This window comes from Iamia sp. SCSIO 61187, from assembly GCF_019443745.1.
In the GTDB taxonomy this organism is placed as follows: domain Bacteria; phylum Actinomycetota; class Acidimicrobiia; order Acidimicrobiales; family Iamiaceae; genus Iamia.
The window spans coordinates 343,293-366,798 of the sequence record NZ_CP050948.1 but is presented as its reverse complement, the minus strand read 5'-3'; the positions used below and the strand labels follow the sequence as shown (position 1 = coordinate 366,798).

Here is a 23,506-nt window from a genome sequence, read left to right as displayed (position 1 = left end):
GCTCTCGCTCTGACCGCGCTCAGCGGGCCAGCTCGACGGCGGCCTCGGCGGCCTCGACCATCGTGGACTTGGACTGGACCTTGCCGCCGGTCTGCTCGGCGATGATCTTCCGGCCCTCCTCGGCGTTGGTGCCGTCGAGGCGGATGACCATGGGGACGGTGATGTCGACCCGGTCGAGGGCCTGGACGATGCCGTTGGCGACCTCGTCGCCCTTGGTGATGCCCCCGAAGATGTTGATGAAGATGCTCTTCACGTTGGGGTCGCCGGTGATGACCTCGAGGGCCCCGGCCATCACGTCGGCGTTGGCGCCGCCTCCGATGTCGAGGAAGTTGGCGGGGCTGCCGCCGACCTGGTTGATGATGTCGACGGTGCTCATGGCCAGCCCGGCGCCGTTGGCGATGACGCCGACGGTGCCGTCGAGCCCGACGTACTGGAGGTCCTTGTCGTGGGCCGCCTGCTCGCGCTCGTCGCGCTCCTGGGTGGCCTCGTACTCCGAGAGGTCGTGGCGGAAGCCGGCGTTGGCGTCGAGGGTGACCTTGGCGTCGAGGGCGTGGACCTTGCCCTCGGGGGTGAGGATCAGCGGGTTGATCTCGACCAGGTCGGCGTCGCCGTCGACGTAGGCGGTGTAGAGCTTGAGGAGGATGTCCACGGCGCCCTCGTTGGCATCGGGGTTCAGGTTCGCCGCCGCGACCCACTCACGGGCCACGTCCTCGGTGAGCCCGTCGACGGGGTCGATCCAGATCTTGGCGATGGCGTCGGGGTTCTCCTCGGCGACGGTCTCGATCTCGACGCCGCCCTCGGCGCTGAGCATCCCGAGGTGCTTCTTGGCCGACCTGTCGAGGGTGAAGGACGCGTAGTACTCCTCGGCGATGTCCGAGGCGTGCTCGATCCAGATGCGATGGACGGTGTGACCCTTGATGTCCATCCCGAGGATGTTCCCGGCGTGCTCGCGCACCTCGTCGGCGTTCGCCGCCAGCTTGATGCCACCGGCCTTGCCCCGCCCGCCCACCTGCACCTGGGCCTTCACGACCACGGGGTAGTCGGCGATGCGCTCGGCCACGGCCACCGCGTCGTCGACCGTCATGGCCACGTCGCCGGGCGAGACCGGGATGTCGAAGGTGGCGAAGAACTGCTTGCCTTGGTACTCGAACAGGTCCATGCGGGGGCGTCTCTTCTCGCTGGTGGCAGGACGGGGTGCGTCGCTTTGGTTACCAGGTAGGCGCCCCCGACGCCCATTTCCGTGACCGTCGTCGCACGACCGGAGCCCCGCCGGCGGCCCCGACTCGCCCCGCGCCGGGCCGCCCTGGGATGCTGGACCGATGCCGGTGGAGAGGTCGCGCGGTCACGCCGGACGCGCCCTCGCCGTGTCGGGGGTCGGCATCGCCGTGATCGCCCTCGTCCTCTACGGCGTCTCGATCCTGTCCTCGCGCCAGGACAGCCTCGACGTCCGCCTGGGCGACCAGACCTTCGACGGCGGCGACGCCGAGGACCTGGCCGACGAGATCGCCGACCGCGGGCCGATCTTCTACGCCGACATCGGCGACACCGACGGAGGCGACAAGCGCGACATCATCCTCCAGCACCTCGGCGACGACCCCGACGAGGGCTGGTACGCCTTCCGGGCCCAGCCACCGGGCGAGGCGCGCGACTGCACCTGGCTGTGGCAGCCCGACGAGGAGCTGTTCCGGGCCCGCTGCGACGACGACCTGACCGCCCCCGCCGACGGCGAGGGCCTGGAGGGCTACCCGGTCGAGGTCGACGACGGCCGCCTCGACGTCGACCTCAACTTCGACCGCCGGCCCACCACGACCGTGGCCCCGACGACCACCGCCCCCGAGTCCGGCGACGTCCCCGACGACGGCGGCTGACCCCCTCGAACCTTGTCCGGAACCCTGCCGAGGAGGGGGACTTCCGGACAAGGTTGCGGCTGCCCCCGCGAACGTTGTCCGGAACCCTGCCGAGGAGGGGGACTTCCGGACAAGGTTCGGCGTCAGTCGTCGGTGAAGAGGTCCCGGACCTCGGCCCGTTGGACCTTGCGGGTGCCGCTCTGGGGCAGCTCGTCGACGATCAGCACCTCGCTCGGGACCTTGTAGGAGCTGAGCTGCTCCTGGGCGAAGGCCCGGATCTCCTCGGGCTCGGCGGTGGCGCCCGGGCAGAGGCGGACGGCGGCGACGGGCACCTCCCCCAGGCGGTCGTCGGGCAGCCCCACGACAGCGGCCTCGGCCACGGCGTCGTGGCGCTCGAGGGCCTGTTCGACCTCGACGGCGTAGACGTTGTACCCGCCCCGCACGATGATGTCCTTGGCCCGCCCCTCGAAGGCGAAGGCGCCGAGCGGGCCCCGGCGCACCAGGTCCCCGGTGCGCAGCCACCCGTCGTCGGTGAAGAGGTCGCCCGTGGCGTCCTCGGCCCCGCGGTAGCCCTTGAGCACGCCCGGGCCCGACAGCTGGAGCTCGCCGACCTGGCCCCGGGCCACCTCGGCCCCGTCCTCGCCCACGACCCGGGTCTTGTAGCCGGGCACCGGGACGCCGAGGCGACGCACCGAGTCGGGCAGGCCCGGGAGGTCGAGCTTGAGGGCGCCGCTGCCCCCGGTCTCGACCATCCCGTAGCCCTCGGCGAACAGGGCCCGGCCGACGGTGCGGCCGCCGGGCAGGGTCGCCAGGGCACCCATGCGGGAGAAGCGGTCGGCCAGCTCGGAGGGCATGGCGTCGGCGCCCGAGATCCAGACCCGGACCGAGGTGAGGTCGCGGTCCTCGGCGCCGGCGTCGAGCAGCATCCGGTACATCGTCGGCACCCCGACGAACACCGACGCCCGCCGCTCCTCGATCTCGTCGAGGATGGCCTCGGCCCGGAAGCGGGGGAGGAACCGGGCCGGGATGTGGGCGTAGGCCAGGCCTAGGGCCACCACGAACCCCATGATGTGGGCCATCGGCAGGCTGAACACGGCCTCGTGGCGGCCCAGCCCGCCGGGCACGAGGGCCATGCGGTTCATCTGGCCGACCAGGGCCCGGTGGCTGAGCTCGGCCCCCTTGGGCCGGCCCGTGGTGCCGGACGTGTAGAAGACGGCGCCGACCCCCTTGGCGTCCAGGTCGGGGGCGGTGTCGATCCGCGACCCGCCGGCGGGGACGTCGGCGGCCGACCGCAGCACCAGGGTGGCGCCGGCGTCGGCGACGATGTGGTCGATCTCGTCGGGGCGGAGCCGATCGTTCACCGGGGCCGGGAGGCCCCCGGCGCGGCTGACGGCCGCGCACAGGAGCAGCTGGTCGTAGCCGTTCGGGGTGGCCACCACGACGATCCCGCCGGGCTCGATCTCCCCCTCCAGACCTCCGGCCCAGCGGGCGACCTGGTCGGCGGCGTCGGCCAACGTGCGGACGTCGCCGTCCTGCTCGTCGACGAGCACCTGGTCGCCGCCGGTCTCGGCCAGGCGGTCGAAGACCGCGGCCAGGGTGAGGTCATGGTCGAAGGCGAGGCGGGCCTTGCGGGCCCGTCCCAGTCCGGGCATCACGGATGGGGCTCCTGGTGGGAGGTGGGTGGGAACAGCTCCGGCTCGGGAAGCCGGGCGGCGAGGGCGAGGAGGGTGAGGAAGGGCCCGATGTAGACGAACACCAGGGCGGTCACCACCACTCCCGAGTCGTTGACGAGCCAACCGAGGAGGCCCAGTCCCAGGGCGGCGACGACGCCGAGGCGGAGGGCCGACCCCCGCGGGAGCAGGCGCCGCCACCCCTTGGCCACGACGAGCACGTAGAGGCTGAACAGGGCGACGATCGGCACCATCCACGTCCAGATCGACTGGCGGAACACCCGCAGGTTGGTGGCCCACTTCCGCGAGATCGTCGTGGTGAACGTCGAGGTGTCCTTCAGCGAGTCGCTCACGAAGGTCCCCAGGTGGGTGCGGGAACTGGGTGGCCGCAGCAGGTCGATGCCGGTGGCGAGGGCGAGGACGGCGGCGGTGGCGAGCGCGGCGATGATCAGCGCGCGCCAGGTGAGCCGGTGCCCCAGGAGGGCGACCACGACGAGCCCGTAGACGGGGACCATGCTCAAGATGCCCCCGACGTCGGCGCCCAGCCACGGCGCGCCGTCGGCCACGACCACCAGGGCGAGGAGGGCGGCGGCGGCAGCCACCGCGGGCCGGGAGCCGGGGCGACGGGCGCACGTGACGATGGCCGTGACGAGGGCGCACGCGGCCAGCACGGCGTAGGCGGTGTTCCCGAACCCGGTGAAGCGCGCCGCGGTGTGGGGCGAGTAGCCGAGCACGCTCGAGGTCTGGAGCCGGGCGCCGAGGGCCACGTCGGCGACGAGGAGGACGACGGTGGCGGTGGTGATCGCGGCCAGCGGGGCGAGGGGGTGGCCGCGCGCCGTGCGGGCGAGGAGGGCGACGGCGACGGCCACCACCCACGTGAGGATGTGGGTGCCGGCGTCCCACGTCATGGCGACGGGCACGATGCGGACGAGGAACGTCGCCAGCGGCCACGCCGCGAAGGTCAGCACGATGACGCGGAGCGACGACGTCATGCGTCGCGGCGCGTCGGTCGTCGTGAGGGCGAAGACGGCGATCAGGTACGCCAGGGCCTGGACGATGATGAACGTCTGGGCCATGGGGTAGTAGATGCGCTCCCGCCCGGCGGCCACGTCGTTGACCTGCTCGAGGGCGTCGAGGTCGGCCGACCCGTCCTGGTAGCGGAGGGGCCGCCCGATCATCCCGTCGGGGCGGTCGACGCCGAGGGCGTCGAGCACGGTGGTCGACACGTCGGTGAGCGTCACCAGCGAGTCGCGGTTGGTCGACTGCGAGTGCAGGCGCCCGGGCTGGGCGCCGGCCCCGTAGGCGACGGCGGGCGTGAGCTCCCACCGGCGGGTCGGAGGGGTCACCCCGAGCACCAGCAGCAGGGCGTCGTCGGGCAGCGCGGCGACGACCTCGCCCAGCAGGGCGTCGGTGCGCTCGAGGGCTTCGAGCCGCAGCCGCTCGTACTGGTCGACGCCGACGAGGGGGGCGTAGGCGCTGACCCGGTCCATCTCCCCGGGGTCGAGGACGGTGAGGTCGGCGTCGGCCATGGCTGCGTCGGCCGAGGCGAGGAAGGCGTCGGGGTCGATGCCCATCCCGAACGGTGCCTCCGGGTCGTCCTGCAGCAGCGAGCTGGTGACGGTCCCGCCGTCGACGCTGCCGGCGGGGTCCATCACCGCCACCGCCGCGGGCCGGCTGGGCAGCACCTCCCCGGCGTCGTTCCGCGTGTCGCCGTTGCCGACGACCGCGGCGGTGAGGCCGGCGTCGTGCAGGGCGTCGGCCAGGGCTCCCGGCCGGCTGGGCACGTCGGCGCCGGAGAGCCGCCGGGCCGCCGCCCCCGCGGGGACGACGATGTCGCCCTCGACCGGCATCCCCGACCGCCGCTCCGCCACCTCGGCGGCGGTGGAGCCCTCGAGGCGGGCGTTGCTGGGGAGGGCCTCGGCGGCGGCGGCGAGGTCGAGCACCCGCGCCCCGGCCGACAGGGTGGAGTAGGCCTCCAGCGAGGAGGGGGTGCCGCCCAGCGTCCGCACCGTCATCGACGCCATGGCGCCCTCGGCGACCAGGCGGTCGAGGTTGGGGGCGTGGCCGCTGCCGATGTCGGACAGCGCCAGGCGGGGGATCCCGAAGACGACCACCGATCGGGCCTCGGACCCGGCCGGCTCGCTGACGACCTCGGTGGCCCGGGCCGTGAGGAAGGTGACGAGGACGGCGAGCACGAGGGCGACGGCGGCGACGACGACGCGCCCCCGGGGCCCGACCAGGCGGGGCCACGACGCTCGGACGATGTCCGCGCCCTGGCGGGCCCGGTGCACGACGCCCGCCCACGAGCCGCCGGTGTGGCGGTGGTCCATCGGCACCTCGACCTCGACGACCCGGGCCCCGCCGCGCAGGGCATCGATGGTCATGGCGGTCTCGAGGCCGAAGCGCTCGGCGTGCGGCAGGTCGGCGAGGAGCTCGCGGCGGACGGCCCGCTGACCCGAGAGGGGTTCCCGGATGTCGTGACCGGTCGTCCGGCGGATGATGGCGGCGGCCATCGCCTTGACCCGCCCGGCCCCGCCCCGCCCCTCCGCCGGCGGGAAGACGCCGATCGACAGGTCGGCCTCATCGTCGAGCACCGGTTCCAGCAGGAGGTGCGCGGCCGAGGCCGTCTCGGCCAGGTCGGCGTCGATCAGCAGGTAGACGTCGGTGTCCGGCGTGGCCGCCACGCCGGCCAGCACGGCGCCGCCCTTGCCCCGGTTGGTCGGCAGCCGCAGGACCTCGGCCCCGGCCCGGCGCGCCGCGCCGGTGGTGTCGTCGACCGAGCCGTCGTCGACGACCAGGACCCGATCGACCTCGGCCAGGCCCCGCAGTGCCTGGACCGTCGCGCCGATGTCGTCGGCGCGGTCCTTGGCCGGAACGAGGGCCACGACGACCGGGCGGGACGCCACGGCGTCGGTCATGACGGGGTCACGGGTCGGCGCGTTCCGATCGGGTCGACGGGACGCCCGTGGGCGTCCAGGGCGCCGCCCGCGGCCGAGCGGGCACGGTTCGTAGGCTGCCACCTGCGCGCGGACGAGTCCAAGCAGGTGCCCGCCCCCGCCACCGCCCCTCCTCGCGCTCGGGCGGCGGACGAGGGCGGTCGTGCCCCGGCGTCGCGCCCGGTGTCAGCCGGCGGCGGCGTGGGGGAAGGGGCCGCTGACCTCGTAGGTCCGGCCCGGGTCCCGCTGGGAGCTGAAGTAGAGCCGGGTGCCGTCGGGCGAGAACGCCGGCCCGGTGACCTCGGAGCCCTCGGTGCCCACGATCTGGCACACCTGCTCCACGATCCCGTCGGGGGCGAGGCGCACGATGTCCATGGTGTCGCCGTCCTCGGCCACGTACCGGTCGCCGGCGGCGTCGACGGTGATGTTGTCGACCCCCGCCAGCAGCGGCCCGGTCTCGCCGACGGCGTCGGTCGTGGCCCCGTCGTACACGACCTCGACGTCGTCGCCGTCGAGGGCCCAGATGCGGTTGTCGCCCTTGGTCGCCAGGTAGGTCGTGCCCTCGAAGTGGGCGAGGCCCTCGCCGCCGTTGAACCGCACCACGTCGGCCACCTGGTTGCGGGTGGGGTTGGCGGCACCGCCGGACGGGTCGGGCAGGTCGGCCCAGCGGCGGTCGCCCTCCGGTCCGGCGAGCACGGCCAGCGTCCCCTCGTCGAGGCTCGGCCAGGCTGCGGGCGTGAAGCGGTAGAGGGCGCCGTCGGGCTCGTCCTCGCTCAGGTACAGGACCTCGGCGACCGGGTCGACGGCCACCGCCTCGTGCTTGAACCGGCCCAGCGCCGGCTTCACCACGGCCGGCTCCGCGCCGGTGGGGTCGCACTCCCAGACCTGCCCGTCGGGGATCTCCTCGCAGGTGAGCCAGGTGCCCCACGGCGTGGCCCCGCCGGCGCAGTTCACGGCCGTGCCCTCGCAGATGCGGGCCGCGCCCACGACCTCCCCGTCGGCGTCGAAGCGCAGCATGGACGCCCCGCCGGTGCCGAGGCCCTCCTCGCAGTTGGACGTGTAGATCCAGCCGCCGTCGTCCTGGGCGAAGCAGGCGCCGCCGTCGGGGCTGCCGTGCCAGGTGTAGCCGGTGCCGGCCACCTCCTCGCCGCTGGTGGCCAGGACCCGGGAGGTGAAGCCCTCCGGCAGCCGCACGCCGTTGGCGTCGGGCTCGCCGAGGGGCCCGAGCCGGACCGGACCGGGCGGCGCGGTGGTCGTGGTGGTGGACGCGCCCCCGCCGCCGGCCGTCGTGGTGGTGGTGGTGGTGCTGCTCTCCCCGTCGTCGCTGCAGCCGGCCACCCACGGCGCCACGGCGGTCGACACCAGCCCGAGGCCCATCAGGCGCAGGACGCGCCGTCGATCCAGTCCCTGTTCCCCAGTGTGCACCGGGGCAAGGTACCCGTCAGGCCTTGGTGATGGGCGCCCACGCCAGCAGGAGGACCTTCTCGCCCTCGCTGGGGAAGCGGACCGTGATCTCGGTCTTGTCGCCGTGGCCCTGCAGGTCGAGGACGACGCCCTCGCCCCACTTGGCGTGCCGGACGTCGTCGCCGATGCGGATGCCGTGGGTGGCCGCCGGCGACGGGGCCGCGCTCTGGCCGGCCTCGATGGCGGCGTCGACCTGCATCTGCCGGGCCGCCTCGCGCCGGGCCCGGGCCGGGCTCATCCCGTCGCGCCCGTCGCGCTCGGGCCGGCCCCGCCCGCCCCAGGAGCTCGACCCGTACCCCTCCCCCTCGCTGCGCCGCCCGCCCCAGCTCCCGCCGCCCCGCGACGAGCGCCGCCGGCCCTGGATCTCGGTGACCAGCTCGCTGGGGATCTCCTCCAGGAAGCGGCTGGGCGGGTTGTACTGGGTGGCCCCGAACATGGTGCGGGCCCAGGCGTGGCTGAGGTGGAGCAGCTCGCGCGCCCGGGTGATGCCGACGTAGGCGAGGCGGCGCTCCTCCTCCAGCTCGGCCGGCTCGGTCAGGGCCCGGATGTGGGGGAAGACGCCGTCCTCCATCCCGATCACGAACACGATCGGGAACTCCAGGCCCTTGGCCGAGTGCAGCGTCATCAGCACGACCTGGGACTCGTCGGGGTCGAGGGCGTCGGTGTCGGACACCAGGCTGATCGACTCGAGGAAGGCGTCGACGTCCTCGACCTCCTGGGCGGCGCCGACCAGCTCGGCCAGGTTCTCGATCCGCCCCTCGGCCTCGATGGAGTGCTCGGCCCGGAGCTCGGCGACGTAGCCGCTCTTGTCGAGGAGGACCTCGAGCATCCGGGCCGGACCCTCGTCGCGGACGTCGGCGGCCTCGTCGATGACGGCCAGGAAGCTGACGATGCCGTTCACGGCCCGGCCGCCGATGCCCGCCTCGTCGGCCCGGCGCATGGCGTCGAGGAAGGTCACCCCCTGGCTGGCGGCCCAGGCGTCGAGCCGGGCGACGGAGGCGTCGCCCACGCCCCGCTTGGGCGTGTTCACGACCCGCTTGACCGACACCTCGTCGGCCGGGTTGGCGACGGCCTTCAGGTAGGCCACGGCGTCCTTGATCTCGCGCCGGTCGTAGAACCGGGTGCCGCCCAGGACCTTGTAGGGGATGGACCCGCGGGCCAGGGCCTCCTCGAGCACGCGGCTCTGGGCGTTGGTCCGGTAGAAGACGGCGATGTCACCCCAGCGGTAGCCCTGGTCGTGCAGGGCCGACATCCGCCCCGTGACCCACTGGGCCTCGTCGGCCTCGTCGTCGGCGTGGTAGCGGGAGATCAGGTCGCCCTTGCCCTGATCGGTCCAGAGCTCCTTGGGCTTGCGGCCGACGTTGTTGGCGATGACGGCGTTGGCGGCGTCGAGCACCGTCTGGGTCGACCGGTAGTTCTGCTCCAGCAGCACCGTCGTGACCTCGGGGAACGCCTTCTCGAAGTCGAGGATGTTCGAGATGTCGGCGCCGCGGAAGGCGTAGATCGACTGATCCCCGTCCCCGACCACCATGACGTTGCGGTGGTCGGAGGCCAGGAGGAGGATCAGCTCGTTCTGGACCGGGTTCGTGTCCTGGTACTCGTCGACGAGGATGTGCTGGAAGCGCTGCTGGTAGTGGGCGAGGGCGTCGGGGAACGCCTTGAGCACCTCCACGGTGACGCCGAGGAGGTCGTCGAAGTCCATGGCGCCGGCCTTGCGCAGCCGGCCCTGGTAGTCGCGGTAGGCCTCGGCGAAGCGCCGCTCGAACGGGTTCGACGCCTGGTCCGCGTAGGTCTCGACGTCGAGGCCCTTGTTCTTGGCCGCCGAGATCTGGGCGTAGACCGACCGGGCCGAGAACCGCTTGGGGTCCATGTCCAGGTCCCGGATGACGTAGCCCATCAGCCGCTGGGCGTCGGCCATGTCGTAGATGGTGAAGCTCGACGGGTACCCCAGGCGGGGGGCCTCGCGCCGGAGGATGCGCACGCACGCCGAGTGGAACGTGGACACCCACATCTTCTGGGCGACGGGGCCGACGAGCCCCTCCACTCGGTGCTTCATCTCGTCGGCCGCCTTGTTGGTGAAGGTGATGGCCAAGATGGCGAACGGGGACACGCCTTCGTCGCGGATCAGGTGGGCGATGCGGTGGGTCAGGACCCGGGTCTTGCCCGAGCCGGCGCCGGCCAGCACGAGGAGGGGACCCTCGACGTGGGTGACGGCGTCGGCCTGCGCCGGGTTGAGCCCCCGCAGCAGCTCCATCTCGTCGTCGTCACGGGTCCCCGAGGGCATCGCGGCCACCCTACCGAGGCCCTGTGACAGGACTCCCCCGCAAGAGGTCGCAGTCGGGCCGGCGTTCCTGGGAGACTGCCGCCATCGGCGCGACCCCGCCCTCGGACCTGCCCCCGCGCGCTGCCGACGGCAGCGACGACGAGCCGCGCCCCGACGCCGAGACCGAGACCGAGGGCCTGCTCGGCACCAACGTCACCGCCGAGATGCTCAAGGTCACGACGACCAAGACGCTCAAGCGGACGCCGCTGATCATCCTCTTCTTCCTCGTCTTCAACTACTTCGTGCTCCCGACGCTGGGCGACGTGGGCGAGGCCGTCGACCGGCTCAGCGCCGTCAACCCCTTCTTCCTGCTCCTCGCCCTCGGCCTCGAGGTGGCCGCCCTGGTCGCCTACGCCCAGCTGACCCGGGTGACGCTGCCGCCCCGGCCCCGGCTGGGCCTGATCTCGGTGCTGCGCATCCAGCTGTCGACCAAGGCCGTCACCAACCTGGTGCCCGGCGGGTCGGCCGCCGGCGGCACCCTCGGCTACCGGCTGCTCACCCAGGCGGGCGTCGACGGGGCGTCGGCCGGGTTCACCATGGCCACCGTCGGCCTGGGGTCGGCCATCGTCCTCAACCTCCTGCTGTGGGTCGCCCTGCTCATCTCGATCCCGCTCGACGGGTTCAACCCCGTCTACGGCACCGCCGCCATCGTCGGGATGCTCCTGCTCGGGGCGGTGGCCGCCGGTGTCGCCCTGATGCTCAAGGGGCGTGACACCGCGGTGCGGGTCGTGCGGGCGGTGGCCGGCCGGCTGCCGTTCCTCGAGCCCGACACCGCCGAGCGCTTCGTCCGCAGCCTGGTGGCGCGCCTGGCCGAGCTGCTCGACAACCCCACCCTGCTGCGCCGGGGGCTGGCGTGGGCGGCCATCAACTGGCTGCTCGACGCCGCCGCCCTGTGGGTGTTCATCCGCGCCTTCGGCCCCACCCTCAACCCGGTCGACGTCATCGTCGCCTTCTGCATCGCCAACATCCTCGCCGTCATCCCCATCACCCCCGGGGGGCTGGGGGTCATCGAGTACACCCTCATCGCCACCCTCGTCGGCTTCGGGCTGGTCCAGAGCGAGGCCACCGTGTCGGTCCTGACCTACCGGATCGCCCAGTTCTGGCTGCCGATCCCCCTCGGCGCCATCAGCTACGCGACCCTCCGCCTGGGGCCCACCTCGCTGCGCAAGATCCGGAGCCGCCACCCGATCCGGGACCTGGCCGTGGACGCGGCCGACATGGCCGACGTCCGGGTGTGGGACGTGGACGAACCCGACGAGCGCGAGAGCCGGTCGGCCTGACGCACCTCAGGCCGGGCAGCGGGCCCGGAGCCGGCCCTCCTCGAGGCCGTCGTCGCTGGCCGTGGCCCCCTCGGGGCCGAAGGTCCCCCGCACGTCGAAGGAGTCGCCCCGCCGCTCGATGAGGGGGGTCGTGGCCTCGGGGTCGGCCAGGTCCAGCCAGCCGTCGTCGGCTCCGACAGAGGTGCGCTTGGCCTCGGCGCCCCGGGCGTCGTCGTCGACCCCGAAGGTGATGCGGGCCGTCTCGGTGAAGACGGGGTCGCCCACCCCGGAGTCGGACCGGTAGCGGCTCACCTCGACCGTGAAGGGCCCGTCGCTCGACTCGCCGGTCCCCTCGACCAGGTAGTCGAGCGTGGCCTGGGGCGTGTCCTCGGGCCGGGGGCCCTCGGTGCAGGCCGTGACCGTGAACGACAGCTCCTCGATCCCGATGACGGCCACGCCCTGACCGGGCGGCGGCTCGCCCAGGGACTCGAGCGGGTCGGGCACCGGGCTCAGCTCGTCGGGCGTCGTGCTGTCGGTGGTCTCGGCGTCGTCACCGCCGCCATCGCCGCCACAGGCCACCAGGACGGTGACCAGGGCGGCGGCGATCAGACGGGACGGGCGACGGGCGACGGACATCGGGGCTCCGGGGCAGCTCCAGCGGGTCATTCCCACTCGATGGTGCCCGGCGGCTTGGACGTGATGTCGTAGGCGACGCGGTTGACGCCGTCGACCTCGTTGATGATGCGGCTGGACATGCGCTCGAGCAGGTCGTGCGGGAGGCGGGCCCAGTCGGCGGTCATGGCGTCCTCGCTCGTGACGGCCCGGATGATGATCGGGTGCCCGTAGGTGCGCTCGTCGCCCATGACGCCGACGCTGCGGATGTCGGGGAGAACGGCGAACGCCTGCCAGATGTCACGCTCGAGGCCGGCGGCCCGGATCTCCTCGCGGACGATGGTGTCGGCCCGCTGGAGGAGGGCCACCCGCGCCGGCGTGACCTCGCCGATGATGCGCACGCCGAGGCCGGGGCCGGGGAACGGCTGCCGCCAGACGATCTCGTCGGGCAGGCCCAGCTCGGTGCCGAGCGTCCGGACCTCGTCCTTGAACAGGCTGCGGAGCGGCTCGACCAGCTCGAACTGCATGTCCTCGGGCAGGCCGCCCACGTTGTGGTGGCTCTTGATCGTCGAGGCGCCGTCGCCGCCGCCGGACTCGATGACGTCGGGGTACAGCGTCCCCTGGACGAGGAAGCGGGCGTCCTCGATGCCGCCCGAGGCCTCCTCGAAGACCCGGATGAACTCCTCGCCGATGGCCTTGCGCTTGTCCTCGGGGTCGGTGACGCCCTCGAGCCTGGCGAAGAACCGGTCCTGGGCCTGGACGTGGATCAGCTCGATGCCCTGGTGGCGACGGAACGTCTCGACGACCTGCTCGCCCTCGCCCTCCCGCATCAGGCCGTGGTCGACGAACACGCACGTCAGCTGGGGGCCGATGGCCCGGTGCACGAGGGCGGCGGCGACGGCGGAGTCGACCCCGCCGGAGAGGGCGCAGATGACCCGGGCGTCGCCGACCTGCTGGCGGACGACCTCGACGCCGGCGTCGATGACGGAGGTCATGGTCCAGTCGGCGGGGCTGCCGCAGACCTCGTAGATCCAGCGCTCCAGCATCTGCTGGCCGTGCGGGGTGTGGACCACCTCGGGGTGGAACTGGACGGCGTGGATGCGGCGGGCGACGTCCTCCATGGCTGCGACGGGGGCGTCGGGGCTGGAGGCGGTGACGGTGAAGCCCTCGGGGGCGACCTGGATGGAGTCGCGGTGGCTCATCCAGACCTGCTGGTGGTCGGGCTGGCCGCCGCCGAAGACGACGGCGTCGGGGTGGGTGACGTCGAGCGGCGTGCGCCCGTACTCGGAGCGCCCGGTGGCCTCGACGGTGCCGCCGAGCTGCTGGGCGACGAGCTGGGCGCCGTAGCAGATGCCGAGGATCGGGATGCCGAGGTCGTAGACGCCGGGGTCGATGGTCGGTGCCCCCTCGACGTGGACCGACGCCGGCCCGCCGCTGAAGATCAGGCCGGCGGGCGCCCGCTCGGCGATCTGCTCGGGGCTGAGCGAGGCGGGGACGATCTCGCTGTAGACGTGGGCCTCACGCACCCGCCGGGCGATCAGCTGGGCGTACTGGGCACCGAAGTCGACGACCAGGATCGGGCGCTCGTCGAGCTGTTCGGGGATCGCGTTCTCGTCCGAGGGGGCCACAGCGGAACCGTACCCGCGCCCGTCGATCCGTCCCGACGGCGCCGGCGCACGGATGGTGCCAGGCACCATCCGTGGCCCTAGCCCTGGACGACCAGCTCGGCCTTCTGGAGCTCCTTGGTGCTGGCGTAGCCGGTGAGGGCCATGGTGCGGCGGAGGGCGCCGACCAGGTTCATGGAGCCGGTGTCGTCGGTGGCCGGCCCGTGGAGCACCTCGGCCAGCGTCCCCACCTGGGCCACGGGGGCCCGGGTCCCGCGGGGCAGGTCGGCGTGGACCGCGGCCTGGCCCCAGTGCCAGCCCCGGCCCGGCGCCTCGGTGGCGGCGGCGAAGGCGGCGCCCGCCATCACCGCGTCGGCGCCGAGGGCGATGGCCTTGGCGATGTCGCCGCCGGTGCGGATCCCGCCGTCGGCGACGAGGTGGACGTAGACGCCGGTCTCGTCGAGGTGGCGCATGCGGGCGGCCCGGGCGTCGGCGATGGCGGTGGCCTGGGGGACGCCGAGGCCGAGGACGCGCCGGGTCGACGACGAGGACCCCTCGCCCACGCCGACGAGGATCCCGGCCGCGCCGGTGCGCATCAGGTGGAGGGCGGCCCGGTAGCTGCTGCAGCCGCCGACGATCACCGGCAGGTCGAGCCGGCGGACGAAGGTCTTGAGGTTGAGGGGGTCGGGGTCGCCCTTGGTGACGTGCTCGGCCGACACGACGGTCCCCTGGATCACCAGCAGGTCGAGCTCGGCGGCGACGATGGCGTCGGCCAGGGCCTCGACGCGGTGGGGCGTCACCGACCCGCACGACACCACGCCGGCGCCCCGGATCTCCTTGACCCGGTCACGGATCAGCTCGGGGCGGACGGGGGCGGCGTAGGCCTGGCGCAGCTCGGCCCAGGCCTCGTCCTCGGGGAGGACGGCGACGCGGGCGAGGATGGCGTCGGGGTCGTCGTGGCGGGTCCAGAGCCCCTCGAGGTTGAGGGGGCCGGCGCTGCCGAGCTCGCCGAGGGCGACGGCGGTGGTCGGGCTGACGACGCTGTCCATGCCCGAGGCCATGATCGGCGCGGCGAAGGAGAAGGCGTCGATCTCCCAGCCGGTGTCGACGTCGTCGAGGTCCCGGGTGCGGCGGCTGGGGACGATGGACACCTGGTCCAGCCCGTAGGCGGGCCGCGCCGCCTTGCCCATGCCGATCTCGATGTCGGGCATCAGCGGGGTCGCAGCGACTTCAGGATCTGACGGGCCACCTGGGCGTTCATCTCGTAGACCGCCTGCTCGGCGACGTCGCGGGCCCGCTTCACCACGCTGCCGCCGGTGACCTCCTCGACGGAGTCGAGCCCGTCGATGATGGCCTCCTTGGTGGCGTCGGTGGCCTTGTAGCCGAGGCCGGTCAGGGCCTTGACGACCTCGTGCTGGGCGATGGGCTCGGGGGCGGCGGCGGCGATGATCCGCAGCGCCTCCTTGGTGAGCTCGGCGCCCTGCTCGATGGCGTCGGCCGTGGCCATGTGGCCCGGCTCCTCGCCCTCGAGGGAGGCGAGCCAGCGGCGGACCTTGATCACGAGCTCGCCGTGGGTCTCGCCCTCGAACGACAGGGTGGCCATCGTCCCAGGCTAGACGGGCGGGTCGGGCTCAGCCGGTGCGGAGGTCGTCGGGGTGGTTGGCGAACCAGGCGGTGGTGCCGGGCTGGCGACGCAGGACCCGCTCCCACAGGTGCTCGGGGTCGCGGGTGAGGGTGTCGTCCTCCTCGGCGTCGCACACCCACCATGCCCGGGTGCCGATCTCGTCCTCCAGCTGCCCGGGGCCCCAGCCGGACTGACCGGCGTAGAGGCGGATCTCGACGGGGGAGTCGGCGTCGTCGTCGGGGTCGAGGTGCAGGTCGACGGCCCCGCTGCGGGCCAGCCCGACCACGCTGTCGGTGTCGACCGGTCCGCCCACGAACACCACCCCTGGTGCCGCCGCCCGGGCGCCCCAGCCGTCGAGCAGGTCGGCGGCGGGCTTCTCGGTCGGGCGGTTGAGGATCACGCCGAAGGCGCCCTCGTCGGAGTGGGCCAGCAGCAGGACGACCGTGCGCCGGAAGGTGTCGTCGCCGATGAGGGGCGTGGCCACGAGGAGCCGACCGGCGAGCGAGGGACCAGCCATCGCCCCCGATGATGCCGCGGGCGGACCCCCCTACAGGAAGTCGGCGGGATCGAACTCGTCGAGGGGGATGATGCGGAGGCGGGGCAGGCGGCGGGTGAAGCTGCCGGCGTCCTCCTCGAGGTCGAACACCTCGAGACCGGCGTCGACGAGGTCGAGGTACTGGGTGCTCACGAACTCGCGGAAGGCGAGGAGGGCGACCCGCCGGTCGTCGAGCAGCGGGCTGACCTGGGGGACGAAGTCGGCGTCGTGGCTGGCCAGGACGACGTCGCCGTCGCGGTCGGCCAGGGCGGTGAGCGTCCGCTGGATGCCGACGTCGACCACCTTGACGCCGGCCGGGCCCGACAGCGGCACCGGTGTGTAGCCCATCGCCATGAGGGCCTGGATGAACGGCATCGGGAGGCTGCCGGAGCTGGCGTTGACGAAGAACAGGGCGGTCACCGGCTGGTCCCACGTCCGCTCCACGAAGCTGCGCACCCGGTCCCAGCGGGGCCGCTCCTCGGGCGCCGGGCGCTGGCCCAGGATGCTCACGCCGAGCGTGGCGTCGATGTTCTCGCCGTCGATCAGCAGGTAGGTCCGCCCGCCGTCACCACCGTCGTCGCCCATGGGGACCAGGATGCCCCGTCGGGGCGCGACGCGGGGCAGCCGTCGGCCCGTCGATGCCGTTCTCGGTACCGATCACGCCCCGGGAGGCCACGATCCGTACCAGGAACGGGACCGGCGCGGCCCGCTGCCGATCGTCGAGGCTGCGGGCGGCGCGAGGACAGGCAGCGAGGACGACGATCGTCGTGCGTCGCCGCGCCATCAGGCGGCGGGGGCGTGCTCGTCGATCAGGGACCACAGCTCGTCGACGGTCTCCCGGGTGGTGCGGGTCTGCCCGATCGACAGGCGCAGCAGGTACCGCCCGTCGATCCGGGTGTGGGAGACCGCGACCCGGCCGGTGGCGTTGAGGGCGACGAGCAGCGCCTCGGTGGCCTCGTCGCCGCCGACGTGGGCCAGGCACACGAGGTTGAGCGGCGTGGGCAGCGGCAGCTCGAAGCGGGGGTCGTCGGCCAGGCGGGCCGCCAGCCCCTGGGCCAGGGCGACGTGGCCGGCGACGGCGGTCCGCAGGCCCTCGGCGCCGAAGCGGCGGATGACGGCCCAGAGCTTGAGGGCCCGGAAGCGGCGGCCCAGCGGCACCTGCCAGTCGCGGTAGTCGACGACCTCCCCGGACCCCGACGCCGTGTTGCGCAGGTACTCGGGCGTGATCGACAGGGCGTCGACCAGCGGAGCGGCGTCCCGCACGAAGAGGGCCGAGCAGTCCATGGCCGTGAACAGCCACTTGTGGGGGTCCATCACGTAGCTGTCGGCCCGGTCCAGGCCGTCGTGGATCCAGCGGAGCTCGGGCACGAGGGCGGCGGCTCCGGCGTGGGCGGCGTCGACGTGGAACCACATCCCGTGGGCCCGGGCCAGCTCGCCGATGGCGCCGAGCGGGTCCATGCCGTGGGTCGAGGTGGTGCCCACGGTGGCCACGGCGAGGAAGGGGACCTTCCCGGCGGCCAGGTCCTCCTCGACCATCGAGGCCAGGGCGACGGGGCGCAGGGCCCGGTCGGCGTCGACGGGCACGGGGCGCAGCTGCTCGGAGAGGAGGCCGGCGACGCGGAGGCCCTTCTCGACCGACGAGTGGGCGTCGATCGAGGTGTAGGCGACCAGGTCGTCGAGGCGGGCCCCGGCGCGGCGGGCCCGGTCGCGGGCCGCCAGCACGGCGACGAGGGTCGACGACGACGCCGAGTCCTGGATCACCCCGCCGCCGGGGCCGTCGGACCGGAAGGCGGACGGCAGGTCGAGCAGCTCGGCCAGCCAGTCGAGGACCAGCGTCTCGACCTCGGTGCACGCCGGGCCGGTGTGCCACAGCATCCCCTGCACCCCGAAGGTGGTGATCAGGGCCTCGGCCAGGACGGCGGCGGCCGACGAGTTCGACTGGAAGTAGGCGTACCAGCCGGGCGACTGCCAGTGGGCCGTGCCCGGGACGACCACCCGGTCGAGGTCGGCCAGGATGGCGTCCCACCCCTCGGCCGCCGCGGGCGGGTGGGCGGGCAGCTGGGCCCGCACCCACCCGGGCGCGACCGGGGACAGCACCGGCCGCTCCCCGACCTCGGCCAGGTAGCGGGCCGCCCACTCCAGCACCGCCGGGCCATCGGCCCGCAGCTCGGCGGCCGGGTCTGTCCACGGCATGTCGCTCATGCGTGCTGGTCCGCTCGCTGCTCTCGGCTCACGCCCGGCACCGTAGGGCGACGGGCCGGCGCCGACGCCTCGCGGTCCCCGCCCCCTCCGCCGTCCTGCGACGATCGCGGGTGCCCTGGCGCCCGGATCCGTCCCCGCCACGGGGTGGGTGAGGGTCGCGGGGCGAGCACTAGGATCGGGCGATGGGAGTGAGCGAGCGCAGCGAGCGAGCCAGGCAGCACGGATGCCTCCCCGGCGGCGGAGCTTGCGGAGCCGTCGGCGCTCGCTGGCGCCCAGCGCCGACCGACGCAGGCGGTGTCGTCCCCCGATCGGCGGTGCGCCAGTGAGCGACGGCGTCCACCACGACGAGGGGGGGCCGCTCGGCGGGTCGCCCGCGGGTCTCAGCGAGGGCTTCCCGGCCAAGTTCGCCAAGGAGGGCCTGACCTTCGACGACGTCCTCCTGGTGCCCGACGCCTCGTCGGTCGTGCCCGCCCAGGTGTCGACCCGCACCCGTCTGACGCCCCGAGTCGAGCTGGCCATCCCGCTGGTCTCGGCGGCCATGGACACCGTCACCGAGGCCCGGCTGGCCATCGCCCTGGCCCGCCTCGGCGGGCTCGGCGTGATCCACCGGAACCTCTCCGTCGAGGACCAGGTCGCCGAGGTCGACAAGGTCAAGCGCTCCCAGTCGGGGATGATCGTCGACCCGGTCACGCTCGGCCCCGACGCCCCCGTCAGCGCCGCCCTCGACCTCATGGCCCACTACCGGATCTCGGGCGTGCCCATCACCGACCCCGACGGGAAGCTGGTCGGGCTGCTCACCAACCGCGACCTGCGCTTCGCCGAGGACACCATGGTCGGCGACACCGACCAGCCCCTCTCGTCGGTCATGCGCCGCCTGCCGCTGGTGACGGCGCCGCCCGGCACCACGCTCGAGCAGGCCAAGGAGCTGCTCTGGCAGAACCGCATCGAGAAGCTGCCGGTGGTCGACGACGACGGGTACCTGCGGGGGCTCATCACGGTCAAGGACATCAAGAAGCGCTCGCAGTACCCGCACTCGACCCACGACGAGCGGGGCCGGCTCCGCTGCGCCGCCGCCGTCGGCACCGGGGGCGACGCCCTCGAGCGGGCCGCCGAGCTGGTGCGGGCGGGCGTCGACATCCTCGTGGTCGACACCTCGCACGGCCACTCCCAGGGTGTGCTCGACGCGGTGAAGCTGATCAAGGACCGCCACGGCGACCAGGTCGACATCATCGCCGGGAACGTGGCCACCGGGGCCGCCACCGACGCCCTCCTCGACGCCGGCGCCGACGCCGTGAAGGCAGGCATCGGACCCGGCTGCTTCGCCGCTGGCACCCGCGTGCTGATGGCCGACGCGACCTACCGGAACATCGAGGACGTCGTCGCCGGTGACCGTGTCGTGAACATGCACGGCGAAGCGGTGACCGTGAAGCGGGCGTGGTGCACGGGGATCCGCAAGGTCATGGCCGTGCGCCACGGCGCATCGGGCAACGAGATGGTCATGACGCCCGACCATCGGTTCTTCGTCGGTGACCTGTCCTCGACCACGCCGTCATCGGTCGCCTCGCGGGGGTACGTCAAGGTGCTCGAGCGGGCGACGCGGACATCGACCTCGAAGCTGGTGTGGAAGGAGATCGGCGAGGCCGAGCGAGCCACGCTCCTCGCCCCTCGGTCCATCGGCTTCGAGCTCCCCGACCACCTCGACATCGATCTGCACGACTTCTCCGAGCGGGAGAGGGACCTCGCCCGGTACCGCACGGAGATCCACGAGTCGTACGACCTCGGGCTGCTCTTCGGCACCTTCCTCGGCGACGGCCACGCCTTCCTCAACACCAACGGACGGTCCGAGATCGGGCGGGTCTCGTGGTACTTCGCTCCGAAGGAGGCCGGCCTCGCGCTGAAGCTGGTGAACGCCGTCGAGCGGGTCACGGGTGTGCGACCGTCCACGGTCGAGGGCGGGAAGGTCATCACGGTCCACCTGTACTCGCTGCAGTGGGCCCGTCTGCTCGCCCGGTTCGGCAAGCGCACCGAGAAGCACCTCCCATCCGGCTACCTCTGCTCGCACCCCGGGTACCTGCAGGGCCTCTACGACGGGCTCTTGATCAGTGACGGGCACCTCGGTGCCGACGGGCGCTTCGGGTTCCGCAACACGTCGCCCCGCCTCTCGGAGCTGTTCGGCGTCCTCTGCTTCCTCTTGAACGGCTCCTTCCCTGCGGTCGTGAAGGAGAAGGGCTCGGCCGGCGGGCTCGTCGGCACCAGCGACGAGCGATGCCGACCGAGCTATCGGACCCGCCTCGACGTCGGGCACGCTCGTCGCCACCTCGCCGACCACCAGGTCGTCAAGCAGCTGGATCGCCGCGACCTCGGGTTGTCGGTGCCGGTCTACGACATCGAGGTCGACTGCCCGACCCACAGCTTCATCGCCGAGAACGTGATCGTCCACAACTCGATCTGCACCACCCGGGTCGTGGCCGGGGTGGGCGTCCCCCAGATCACCGCCATCTACGACTGCGCCGTGGCCGCCGCCCGTCGGGGCGCCACCGTGATCGCCGACGGCGGCGTGCAGTCGTCGGGCGACGTGGCCAAGGCCATCGCCGCCGGCGCCGACGTCGTGATGCTGGGCTCGATGCTCGCCGGCGTCGACGAGTCGCCGGGCGAGGTCGTCCTCCACCAGGGGGAGCGGTTCAAGGAGTACCGGGGCATGGGCTCCATGGGCGCCATGAAGGCCCGGTCGTTCTCCAAGGACCGCTACTTCCAGGGCGAGGTCACCGAGGCCGACAAGCTGGTCCCCGAGGGCATCGAGGGCCGGGTCGCCTACAAGGGCCCGCTGTCGGCCGTCGTCTACCAGATCATCGGCGGGCTGCGGTCGGCCATGGGCTACTGCGGCACCCCCACGGTCGCCGACCTGCGCGACCACGGGCGCTTCGTCCGCATCACCGGCGCCGGTCTCCGCGAGAGCCACCCCCACGACGTGCAGATCACCACCAACGCCCCCAACTACGGCACCTGGGGGTAGCGAAGTCCCGCCGGCTCGCGTGCGAGCGGGCGGCGAGTGCCGACCAAGTCAAGCGGCCCGGTCGCGGACGTCGACGGTGGCGGTGCCGGCGGCCGGGTCGGCCATCAGCGCCGCGCTGGCCAGGCCGAAGGCCCGGCTGCGCAGCACGGGGGCGGCGGTGCGGTCGAGCATGACCTCGATGGCCGTCTCGGTGCGGGGGGTGGCCCGCACCCGGGCGGCGACGGCGGCGGCCAGGCGGCGCAGCCCGCGCTCGTGGGCGGCGGGTCCGTCGACGGCGACGGCCTCGGCCAGATCGGCGATCTCGGCCTCGGTGAGGGTGGCGGGGGCGGGGGTCGTGGGGATGGAGGTGGGGGTCGTGCTCATGGGGGGCTCCTCGGCGGGGTGGGTCCGAGGAGGACGGTACGCCCGGACCGGTCCACCGATAAGGGCCAATGGATCGGCTTCCGAGTGGACCACTTCCCACCGGCAGCGCGACCTTTGTCCGCAAGTCCCCCTCCCTGGCACGGTTCCGGACAAGGTTCGTGGGGGTCAGGGGCGGAGGAGGTCGGCGATGGCGGCGATGCCCCGGCGGATCGCCCGCTCGTCGACGTCGCCGAAGCCCAGCACCAGGGCCGGGTCGGCCGCCGGCGCCGGCTCCACCCGGTAGCGGCCCAGGTCGTAGACGCCGACGCCGCGGCGCCGGGCCTCGGCGACCACGGCGGCCTCGTCGGCCCCGGCCGGGAGGGGGACCACGGCGTGGCAGCCGGCGGCCAGGCCCCGCAGGGCGACGCCGGGGACGTGCTCGGCCAGGGCCTCGACCAGGGCGGACCGACGCCGGTCGTAGACGCCCCGCATCCGGCGGAGGTGCTTGTCGAAGCGGCCCGACTCGATCAGGCGGGCCAGCGCCACCTGGTCGAGCCCGGGAGCGCCCCGCCCGACCAGCTGCTTCTCCCGCAGGACGGCGCCCATCAGCGCCGGCGGCACCAGCATCCACCCGAGCCGGAGAGCCGGGGCGAGGGTCTTGCTGACCGACCCCATGGCCACCACCCGGTCGGGGGCCAGGCCCTGGAGCGACCCGACGGGCTGGCGGTCGTAGCGGAACTCGGCGTCGTAGTCGTCCTCGATCACCACGCCGTCGACCCGCTCGGCCCAGGCGACGAGGGCGTGGCGGCGCTCCGGGGCGAGCACCACGCCCGTCGGGCACTGGTGGGCGGGCGTGACGACGACGGCGCGGGCCCGGGTGGCGGCCAGGGCGTCGACGTCGAGGCCCCGCTCGTCGACCGGCACGGCGACGGCGACCTGACCGCACCGCTCGACGATGGTCGGGTCCTCCCGCGGGCCCGGGTCCTCCAGCGCCACGTGGGTGATCCCCGAGCCGGCCAGGGCCCGCAGGACGATGTTGAGCCCCTGGCGGAACCCGGCGGTGACGACGACGTCGGCCGGCTCGGCGCAGCTCCCCCGCACCCGGCCGAGGTAGGAGGCGAGCACCCGTCGCAGCTCGGGGGCGCCGCCCTCGACCTCGTCGCCCAGCCCGGCGATGGATGTGGTCCGCCCGGCCTCGGTCAGCGCCCACAGCCAGTCCCGCATGGGGAACGACGCCAGGTCGGGCAGGCCGTACTCGAAGTCGACGTCGAGGCGGGGCGCCGGCGGTGGGGCGGGTCGGGGAGCCCGGCGACGCGACGCCGAGTGGGCCGAGGGTCCGGGCTCCTCGGCCACGTCGGCGGCCACGCGCGTCCCCGAGCCGACCCGGGTGACGAGGTAGCCCTCGGCCTCGAGCTGGGCGTAGGTGTCGACGACGAGGCCGCGGGAGACGCCGAGCTCGGCGGCGAGCACCCGCGACGACGGCAGCCGCTCGTCGGCGGCGAGGCGGCCGGCCCGGATCGCCTCCCGCAGCTCGCGCTGGAGCTGGGCCCCGAGGGGCTCGCCGACGGTGCGGTCGAGCCGCACCAGGAGCTCGGGCCCCAGACCGGTCCACTGCACCGCCACGGCGGTGGACCCTAGCGGTGGACCACTCCGGACGGGCGGGGACGGGTCGGTCGGGTCAGGCCGAGATGAGCTCGATGGGGTTGCCGGCGGGGTCCTCGACCACGGCCTGCACCCCGCCGTTGCCCTGCACCGGGCTGGTGCGGCACCGGGCGCCGGCGGCGACGAGGCGCTCGACCTCGGCGCCCACGTCGTCGACCGCCAGCTGGATGCGGTTCCACCCGCCGGGCGCCGGCGCGTCCCCGGCGTCGGACGGCTGGCCCGCCCCGCCGGCCCCCGGCCGGTTCAGCATGAGCCGCAGCCCGTCCCGGCTGACGATGGCGAAGTCGGGGCCCATGGCCATGTCGACGGTGAAGCCCAGGGCGTCGCGGTAGAAGTCCGAGGTGACCCCGGCGTCGGTGACGATGTAGCGGACCGTCACGGTCATGACAGCCTCCTCTCGGTCGCTACTCTGA

General features: G+C 73.7%; 18 protein-coding genes. 3 read left to right on the top strand and 15 right to left on the bottom strand.

The features are described from left to right. Nucleotides 1-19 precede the first annotated feature (19 nt). Nucleotides 20-1,159 (bottom strand): ADP-forming succinate--CoA ligase subunit beta, encoded by a 1,140-nt coding sequence (gene sucC / locus HC251_RS01725; protein WP_219943600.1) that lies wholly within the window; start codon nucleotides 1,157-1,159, stop codon nucleotides 20-22. A gap of 160 nt (nucleotides 1,160-1,319) precedes the next feature. Here sucC and HC251_RS01720 point away from each other — a divergent pair, with 160 nt between their 5' ends. Continuing rightward, nucleotides 1,320-1,868, top strand: a complete 549-nt coding sequence (locus tag HC251_RS01720; RefSeq protein ID WP_219943599.1) for a hypothetical protein — start codon at nucleotides 1,320-1,322, stop codon at nucleotides 1,866-1,868. A 122-nt stretch (nucleotides 1,869-1,990) separates the two neighbouring features. Here HC251_RS01720 and HC251_RS01715 read toward each other — a convergent pair whose 3' ends face one another. From HC251_RS01715 to pcrA, 4 genes are all read right to left on the bottom strand, one after another. Next, on the bottom strand, nucleotides 1,991-3,499 hold the full coding sequence (locus tag HC251_RS01715; RefSeq protein WP_219943598.1) for a class I adenylate-forming enzyme family protein: 1,509 nt from the start codon (nucleotides 3,497-3,499) through the stop codon (nucleotides 1,991-1,993). Further along, nucleotides 3,499-6,435, bottom strand: coding sequence for a glycosyltransferase (locus HC251_RS01710; protein ID WP_219943597.1), 2,937 nt, complete (start codon nucleotides 6,433-6,435; stop codon nucleotides 3,499-3,501). The genes HC251_RS01715 and HC251_RS01710 overlap by 1 nt, the downstream gene beginning before the upstream one ends. A 204-nt stretch (nucleotides 6,436-6,639) precedes the next feature. Next, nucleotides 6,640-7,878 (bottom strand): alkaline phosphatase PhoX, encoded by a 1,239-nt coding sequence (locus HC251_RS01705; RefSeq protein ID WP_219943596.1) that lies wholly within the window; start codon nucleotides 7,876-7,878, stop codon nucleotides 6,640-6,642. Nucleotides 7,879-7,894: 16 nt separating this feature from the next. Continuing rightward, nucleotides 7,895-10,201 (bottom strand): DNA helicase PcrA, encoded by a 2,307-nt coding sequence (gene pcrA, locus HC251_RS01700; protein ID WP_304608300.1) that lies wholly within the window; start codon nucleotides 10,199-10,201, stop codon nucleotides 7,895-7,897. A gap of 23 nt (nucleotides 10,202-10,224) precedes the next feature. On the opposite strand from pcrA, the gene HC251_RS01695 reads away from it, so the two are divergent. Next, the gene (locus HC251_RS01695; protein ID WP_219943595.1) at nucleotides 10,225-11,520 is read left to right on the top strand and encodes a YbhN family protein; all 1,296 of its coding nucleotides are present in this window, start codon (nucleotides 10,225-10,227) and stop codon (nucleotides 11,518-11,520) included. Between the two features lie 6 nt (nucleotides 11,521-11,526). Here the strand turns inward: HC251_RS01695 and HC251_RS01690 are convergent, their stop codons facing one another. The 7 genes from HC251_RS01690 to HC251_RS01660 form a co-directional block, all read right to left on the bottom strand. Continuing rightward, nucleotides 11,527-12,135: a hypothetical protein gene (locus HC251_RS01690; RefSeq protein WP_219943594.1), complete on the bottom strand. Its 609-nt coding sequence runs from the start codon at nucleotides 12,133-12,135 to the stop codon at nucleotides 11,527-11,529. A gap of 26 nt (nucleotides 12,136-12,161) precedes the next feature. After that, nucleotides 12,162-13,808 carry a glutamine-hydrolyzing GMP synthase gene (gene guaA / locus HC251_RS01685; protein WP_219943593.1) on the bottom strand — a complete coding sequence of 549 codons (1,647 nt, stop codon included), beginning with the start codon at nucleotides 13,806-13,808 and terminating at the stop codon, nucleotides 12,162-12,164. Nucleotides 13,809-13,816: 8 nt separating this feature from the next. Beyond that, entirely contained in the window at nucleotides 13,817-14,926 is a 1,110-nt protein-coding gene (locus HC251_RS01680) for a GuaB3 family IMP dehydrogenase-related protein (protein WP_219943592.1), read from the bottom strand. Then, entirely contained in the window at nucleotides 14,926-15,318 is a 393-nt protein-coding gene (locus HC251_RS01675; protein WP_219943591.1) for a hypothetical protein, read from the bottom strand. The genes HC251_RS01680 and HC251_RS01675 overlap by 1 nt, the downstream gene beginning before the upstream one ends. 28 nt (nucleotides 15,319-15,346) lie before the next feature. Beyond that, nucleotides 15,347-15,856 carry a YqgE/AlgH family protein gene (locus HC251_RS01670; protein ID WP_219943590.1) on the bottom strand — a complete coding sequence of 170 codons (510 nt, stop codon included), beginning with the start codon at nucleotides 15,854-15,856 and terminating at the stop codon, nucleotides 15,347-15,349. Between the two features lie 30 nt (nucleotides 15,857-15,886). Beyond that, a complete protein-coding gene (locus tag HC251_RS01665; RefSeq protein WP_219943589.1) occupies nucleotides 15,887-16,459 on the bottom strand; it encodes an NYN domain-containing protein in 573 nt (190 codons plus the stop codon). 198 nt (nucleotides 16,460-16,657) lie between these two features. Next, complete coding sequence (locus HC251_RS01660) at nucleotides 16,658-18,076, bottom strand: pyridoxal-dependent decarboxylase (RefSeq protein WP_219943588.1); 1,419 nt, start codon at nucleotides 18,074-18,076, stop codon at nucleotides 16,658-16,660. 322 nt (nucleotides 18,077-18,398) lie between these two features. Between HC251_RS01660 and HC251_RS25910 the strand changes: the two genes are divergently transcribed. Further along, the gene (locus HC251_RS25910; protein ID WP_304608299.1) at nucleotides 18,399-21,089 is read left to right on the top strand and encodes an IMP dehydrogenase; all 2,691 of its coding nucleotides are present in this window, start codon (nucleotides 18,399-18,401) and stop codon (nucleotides 21,087-21,089) included. A 48-nt stretch (nucleotides 21,090-21,137) separates the two neighbouring features. Here the strand turns inward: HC251_RS25910 and HC251_RS01645 are convergent, their stop codons facing one another. From HC251_RS01645 to HC251_RS01635, 3 genes are all read right to left on the bottom strand, one after another. Next, entirely contained in the window at nucleotides 21,138-21,452 is a 315-nt protein-coding gene (locus HC251_RS01645) for a hypothetical protein (RefSeq protein WP_219943587.1), read from the bottom strand. Nucleotides 21,453-21,617: 165 nt separating this feature from the next. Then, a complete protein-coding gene (locus HC251_RS01640) occupies nucleotides 21,618-23,054 on the bottom strand; it encodes a PLP-dependent aminotransferase family protein (protein WP_219943586.1) in 1,437 nt (478 codons plus the stop codon). Between the two features lie 55 nt (nucleotides 23,055-23,109). After that, nucleotides 23,110-23,478, bottom strand: a complete 369-nt coding sequence (locus tag HC251_RS01635; protein WP_219943585.1) for a VOC family protein — start codon at nucleotides 23,476-23,478, stop codon at nucleotides 23,110-23,112. Nucleotides 23,479-23,506 lie beyond the last annotated feature (28 nt).

What these genes read in the sequence shown, in the direction of transcription:
- sucC (WP_219943600.1), bottom strand. Translation starts at nt 1,159, where the DNA reads ATGGACCTGTTCGAGTACCAAGGCAAGCAGTTCTTCGCCACCTTCGAC.
- HC251_RS01720 (WP_219943599.1), top strand. Translation starts at nt 1,320, where the DNA reads ATGCCGGTGGAGAGGTCGCGCGGTCACGCCGGACGCGCCCTCGCCGTG.
- HC251_RS01715 (WP_219943598.1), bottom strand. Translation starts at nt 3,499, where the DNA reads ATGCCCGGACTGGGACGGGCCCGCAAGGCCCGCCTCGCCTTCGACCAT.
- HC251_RS01710 (WP_219943597.1), bottom strand. Translation starts at nt 6,435, where the DNA reads ATGACCGACGCCGTGGCGTCCCGCCCGGTCGTCGTGGCCCTCGTTCCG.
- pcrA (WP_304608300.1), bottom strand. Translation starts at nt 10,201, where the DNA reads ATGCCCTCGGGGACCCGTGACGACGACGAGATGGAGCTGCTGCGGGGG.
- HC251_RS01690 (WP_219943594.1), bottom strand. Translation starts at nt 12,135, where the DNA reads ATGTCCGTCGCCCGTCGCCCGTCCCGTCTGATCGCCGCCGCCCTGGTC.
- guaA (WP_219943593.1), bottom strand. Translation starts at nt 13,808, where the DNA reads ATGGTGCCTGGCACCATCCGTGCGCCGGCGCCGTCGGGACGGATCGAC.
- HC251_RS01680 (WP_219943592.1), bottom strand. Translation starts at nt 14,926, where the DNA reads ATGCCCGACATCGAGATCGGCATGGGCAAGGCGGCGCGGCCCGCCTAC.
- HC251_RS01675 (WP_219943591.1), bottom strand. Translation starts at nt 15,318, where the DNA reads ATGGCCACCCTGTCGTTCGAGGGCGAGACCCACGGCGAGCTCGTGATC.
- HC251_RS01670 (WP_219943590.1), bottom strand. Translation starts at nt 15,856, where the DNA reads ATGGCTGGTCCCTCGCTCGCCGGTCGGCTCCTCGTGGCCACGCCCCTC.
- HC251_RS01665 (WP_219943589.1), bottom strand. Translation starts at nt 16,459, where the DNA reads ATGGGCGACGACGGTGGTGACGGCGGGCGGACCTACCTGCTGATCGAC.
- HC251_RS01660 (WP_219943588.1), bottom strand. Translation starts at nt 18,076, where the DNA reads ATGAGCGACATGCCGTGGACAGACCCGGCCGCCGAGCTGCGGGCCGAT.
- HC251_RS01645 (WP_219943587.1), bottom strand. Translation starts at nt 21,452, where the DNA reads ATGAGCACGACCCCCACCTCCATCCCCACGACCCCCGCCCCCGCCACC.
- HC251_RS01635 (WP_219943585.1), bottom strand. Translation starts at nt 23,478, where the DNA reads ATGACCGTGACGGTCCGCTACATCGTCACCGACGCCGGGGTCACCTCG.